This window comes from Xenorhabdus japonica (assembly GCF_900115195.1).
GTDB lineage: Bacteria > Pseudomonadota > Gammaproteobacteria > Enterobacterales > Enterobacteriaceae > Xenorhabdus > Xenorhabdus japonica.
Window position 1 is genome coordinate 1 of the sequence record NZ_FOVO01000070.1, and the last position, 4,411, is coordinate 4,411.

Below are 4,411 nucleotides of genomic sequence, written 5' to 3' on the forward strand. Positions count from 1 at the left end.
ACGCCATATTGATGGCTTTATCCTTGTTATATGTCTCTTGTTGCTCTTTTCTGCGCTCATGCCTTCTTTTTCTTGCATTGTTGTAGCCATGAACGTTGTGCATATCATCCCCCTTAGTTGATTGGTGATTGAGTAGTTTTCACATCTCAGTCAGTAATCAACTGGTAAGAATGGTGCGCTTTTTCAGCGTTGTCTGTTAAAGAGCAGTGTTATTGGTATTTTTGATGCTGTTGTTTTTATCAAATCATCTACATCTTCATCCGCCTGTAGCGGCTACTTCGTGGGCGTCCTGCCTGTTTGATGATTAGAATATACAATTAAAATTGTTTAATGACAACAACTAAGGCTGTATTTATTGTTATTTTTTTGTACCTTTTTGTATTTATAAGAATTTTTAATAAAAAACCCGCGCCGGGCGGGCTGAAAAAGAGGAGGGCTAATAAAAATTATCGTTTTCTACGGTAAATTCGATGTTCAACCATTGTTCCCATAATGGTGATTTTTATCCGCTGATTATCCAAAATAGGATAATCATTATTTAATGGGATGAGTTCAAAGTGCTGCGTTCCATCAATATTTATAGCTATTGGCCTATATTTTTTAAATGTTGCCTCCCGTTCATAGCTTGCTGCTACTACGAACTCTCCGGGATTAGGAGTAACTTCTGGATCGATAATAACAATATCACCAGCCTTAAAATCGGGTTCCATTGAATCCCCGTCTATACGCAATGCAAATGCGCGTCCTGACCAATTCATATCGGTTATGATGTGTTCTAAGTCATTGTAGCCGCGTATAGGAAAGCCTCTCGCTATCTTCTCTGCCTGTACGTAACTTATTAACGGCACTCTTCGAATGTTGACATCACAAAGGGGTTGGAAATCGCCACCTGTCATTAGCCATTCAGCATTGCATTTCAGAGCTTTGGCTATGCTTATTATATTCCGTGGCCTCAGAGTTTTCCCATCTTCAATAGTGGCCCAAGATTGCTGACTAATGCCAGCAATCATAGCCGCCTCTACTTGAGTTAACTTTAACTCAAGCCTTCTGTTTTTGACTCTACCTGCAAGACTCATAACCCCTCCTTTAATTAAAGGAGGATTCTTACAATAAAAACTGTATTTTACAAACAGTATAATGTGTTATTAAATACAATCAAACTTGTATAAAGGAGATTTGCAAGGATGGAAACTATATCCAAGCGATTAAAAAATAGACGATACGAGCTAAATATGACTCAAGCTCAATTAGCTGAACTATCTGGAACAAGACAGCAATCAATTCAGCGAATTGAAGCTGGGATCACTAAACGCCCTAGATTTATTTTAGAAATTGCTAAAGCCTTAGATTGCGATCCATTATGGCTTCAATACGGCTCAAAATAATCGTTACTGCTCTTTAACATCCTTGTGCTGAAAAAGCACACTCGCCTACACATCATCTATCTCAGGATAGACGACAGTTCTGTATTTTTGTCAAACAAAACTTAATCAAAATTTAACTTCAGTAATTTTTGCGCATAGAACACGCCCACTCGGCGTGCAGAAAGCACGTGTCTACACACAGGCTGAAAAGCAAAGTTTCTATTCCCAGTTGAAGTACTACCAGAACCAGCGGGCGTCACAGGGCAAGGCGATCAGTGACGGCTGGGTATCCAACACGTTTAAAGACAAGTTCGGCGTCGAACCTCGCGGACTCTATGACACTCCGCAGGAACTGACTCCCGAAGTGAATAACTTCATCAAGCACAAGCAAATCGCTTGGGCAAAATCCCGCAAGAAGTCAGAACAAACACAGCAGTCCCGCCACGAACAGCAGGCAATGCGCCTTGAGGTTGCCCGCCAGAAGGTGCGCGATATCCGTGAACAACTGGGCACCTCAGCCTATCAGGGAGGCGCACAATGAACAGAATAAAAACGACCGAGGCGGTTATTGGCCACTGGCCTGAAATTTTCGCTTATTACAAATTGCCCCCGGTGACAGGCAAGAAACACTTTAAAGGGAAGTGCCCGATATGCAAACGGAAAGGCAAATTCCGTATTGACGATAAAGAAGGACGGGGAACATTCATTTGTACCTGCCATGCGGGGGATGGCTGGCGGCTGCTCACACTGACTCAGGGCAAGGACTATAAAACACTGGCCGATGAGATTGACGTGCTTCTCGGTATCCAGTCGGATAAACGCAGTGTGGTGAAAAAAGTGACCAATATCACCCCGTTCAGGAACAGAGTCACCGCCTGCTACGCCAACTTGCCCAGCCTGAAAGGGACGCAAGGGGAAGCCTATTTGCGCAGCCGGGGCATTCATGTTCTGCCTGCCGACAATGTGAGGTACTGCCCCGACCAGCCTGTTTATCAGGGAAAACTGCAAGCCCTCTGGGCATTGGTCACGGATGCGAAAGGCACGTTGTGCTATCTGCACCGTACCTACCTTGACGGGGACAGAAAGGCGGACATCACCCCACAGAAAAAACTGGATGCGACACAGGAGGACAGTTACCGCGATCATGCTCAGTCACTGGCAATCCGTCTTTTCCCGGTTGATTCGACATTGGGGATTGCCGAAGAGATTGAGACGGCATTGTCCTGCAAGCAGATTTACGGCGTTAACACGTGGTCAGTGTTGCATGCGGGGTTTATGGAGCGCTTTCTGGTTCCCAACGGCGTTAAGCATTTAATCATTTTCGCGGATACGGACTGGAGCGCCACAGGCCATGCGGCGGCAATGGCGTGCGCGACTAAAAATCTAAAGGCGAATAACGACTTGGAAAGGGTCAGTGTTCGCTGGCCTGATAACGGGGATTTTAACGACCTCCTCCAGAACGGGGATCAGGCCAGAGAATTGACATTTATGAAAAAGACAGCGGAGACAGCTTGATGCGTGATATTCAGATGGTATTGGAGCGCTGGGGTGCATGGGCGGCGGATAATCGTGAGGCGGTTAACTGGCCCTCAATTGCCGCAGGGTTCAAGGGGCTGGTGCCCAACAGAGTGAAATCCCGCCCTCAGTGTTGTGATGATGATGCCATCATCATTTCTAACTGCATGGCAAGACTGAATCAGAAAAATAGCGAGGCGCATGATTTGCTGTTCGACTATTACGTATTCGGTAAAACGTTCATGCAATTGGCGCATGATCATCATTGCTCTGACACGCATATCGGGAAGAGGCTACAAAAAGCCGAGGGAATGCTGATGATGTTAGATATCCCATTAGAAATGGATAAATGTGTCCAAAAAGAGCCAATGAATATCAGCGCGCACCAATTATGCAGTAACTTTTGAAAATAACTTTACGATCGTAAAAATGCTGCTATTGTGATAAGAGTGATAGCAATGTCACACAGCTTATTGAATTATCAGACCTCGCCCAGTGCGGGGTTTTTTATGCCCGAAATTCAGATTTAAAAAGATAGTAGTCACCCGCTTTGAAATTGATAAACAAAACGGGTAATTGTCAGATTATGCTTAATTGCAGGCTGGCAAGTTTGCCTTTTATCGCTACATACCACCTTCATTTATACCTTTACCTACAACCCTGATTTCTTTTTCGACTAACCGTCCGATTTCTTTGCTGTTGCGGATAACTGACGATGTTCTTTCGATCAACGCATCAATTTCACCTTGCAATTTGTCAGGTATTAAATCTTTTACGTCGTCAAGTAAACACCCGTCTATAATTATCTTAGATAATTCTTTAGATGATTTTATGGTCTCCAGTAAATCGGAAACATAAGGCTTGAATATAAACCCTTCTGCCTCATCAATAGATATGAGTTTTTTATCCAAGGCTTGTAGTACCCCCAAAACTAAAAGACTAATAAATTTCTCTGCATGTTTATCTTCAATATGATAACTAAGTTTCATATTTTGTTGCTCCAGCCATGTATAACCTTTACATTAAACACTTGACCACTTTTGCTTTCAAAATAATGAATAGATACTTTTTGTCCATTAACTAGTCCATCCTTATAAACTTTATACCATTTTCCTGGCTCTATGTCCCTTCGTAATTCTGCCAACAATGGGCTGTTGCCCATAGGACGTTTCGTGGTTCCATTTTGTCTATTTATAAATTCCTTAGGATATTGTGGTGCATCCTTGATTGATTTGTAAGTATGCTTAATACCACTCGTTCCATGTTTCTTTGGAGTTTTCGGAGGTCTCGGAGGTTTTGGGGTGCTCGGAATCTTAATGCCTAAGATTTGATGTGTGTTTTTCTCCTGAGTTGGCGCTTGAAAGCTGTGCCCCGAAAAAGGAAGTGACACCAACACAAAGCTAAATAAAACCTTTGCAAGTCGTTTCATATGAATATCTAGGGCAAACGGGTCTAAATTGAACAGTTAGTTCAGTGATGTGCCTTCAGTACATAAAGGTAGGAACATTGATGATCGTTTGTGATTTACAATC

General features: G+C 43.1%; 7 protein-coding genes. 4 read left to right on the forward strand and 3 right to left on the reverse strand.

The window, feature by feature from the left end:
* Positions 1-446 precede the first annotated feature (446 nt).
* On the reverse strand, positions 447-1,076 hold the full coding sequence (locus BM135_RS16150; RefSeq protein WP_092521524.1) for a helix-turn-helix domain-containing protein: 630 nt from the start codon (positions 1,074-1,076) through the stop codon (positions 447-449).
* 108 nt (positions 1,077-1,184) lie between these two features.
* Here BM135_RS16150 and BM135_RS16155 point away from each other — a divergent pair, with 108 nt between their 5' ends.
* The 4 genes from BM135_RS16155 (at position 1,185) to BM135_RS16170 (ending at position 3,286) form a co-directional block, all read left to right on the forward strand.
* Positions 1,185-1,385, forward strand: a complete 201-nt coding sequence (locus BM135_RS16155) for a helix-turn-helix domain-containing protein (protein WP_092521525.1) — start codon at positions 1,185-1,187, stop codon at positions 1,383-1,385.
* Between the two features lie 154 nt (positions 1,386-1,539).
* On the forward strand, positions 1,540-1,905 hold the full coding sequence (locus tag BM135_RS16160) for a hypothetical protein (protein WP_245737447.1): 366 nt from the start codon (positions 1,540-1,542) through the stop codon (positions 1,903-1,905).
* Positions 1,902-2,879 carry a DUF7146 domain-containing protein gene (locus BM135_RS16165; RefSeq protein WP_092521527.1) on the forward strand — a complete coding sequence of 326 codons (978 nt, stop codon included), beginning with the start codon at positions 1,902-1,904 and terminating at the stop codon, positions 2,877-2,879. The genes BM135_RS16160 and BM135_RS16165 overlap by 4 nt, the downstream gene beginning before the upstream one ends.
* A complete protein-coding gene (locus BM135_RS16170) occupies positions 2,879-3,286 on the forward strand; it encodes an antiterminator Q family protein (RefSeq protein WP_092521529.1) in 408 nt (135 codons plus the stop codon). Before BM135_RS16165 ends, BM135_RS16170 begins: the two co-directional genes overlap by 1 nt.
* A 216-nt stretch (positions 3,287-3,502) precedes the next feature.
* Here the strand turns inward: BM135_RS16170 and BM135_RS16175 are convergent, their stop codons facing one another.
* Together BM135_RS16175 and BM135_RS16180 are read right to left on the reverse strand one after the other, a co-directional pair.
* Positions 3,503-3,868 carry a DUF3969 family protein gene (locus tag BM135_RS16175; RefSeq protein WP_092521531.1) on the reverse strand — a complete coding sequence of 122 codons (366 nt, stop codon included), beginning with the start codon at positions 3,866-3,868 and terminating at the stop codon, positions 3,503-3,505.
* Positions 3,865-4,308: a hypothetical protein gene (locus BM135_RS16180; RefSeq protein ID WP_092521533.1), complete on the reverse strand. Its 444-nt coding sequence runs from the start codon at positions 4,306-4,308 to the stop codon at positions 3,865-3,867. Before BM135_RS16180 ends, BM135_RS16175 begins: the two co-directional genes overlap by 4 nt.
* Between the last annotated feature and the right edge of the window lie 103 nt (positions 4,309-4,411).

Bases quoted from the DNA above. Each gene is read 5' to 3' on its own strand.
- BM135_RS16170 (WP_092521529.1), top strand. From the start codon at position 2,879: ATGCGTGATATTCAGATGGTATTGGAGCGCTGGGGTGCATGGGCGGCG.
- BM135_RS16180 (WP_092521533.1), bottom strand. From the start codon at position 4,308: ATGAAACGACTTGCAAAGGTTTTATTTAGCTTTGTGTTGGTGTCACTT.
- BM135_RS16175 (WP_092521531.1), bottom strand. From the start codon at position 3,868: ATGAAACTTAGTTATCATATTGAAGATAAACATGCAGAGAAATTTATT.
- BM135_RS16155 (WP_092521525.1), top strand. From the start codon at position 1,185: ATGGAAACTATATCCAAGCGATTAAAAAATAGACGATACGAGCTAAAT.
- BM135_RS16165 (WP_092521527.1), top strand. From the start codon at position 1,902: ATGAACAGAATAAAAACGACCGAGGCGGTTATTGGCCACTGGCCTGAA.
- BM135_RS16150 (WP_092521524.1), bottom strand. From the start codon at position 1,076: ATGAGTCTTGCAGGTAGAGTCAAAAACAGAAGGCTTGAGTTAAAGTTA.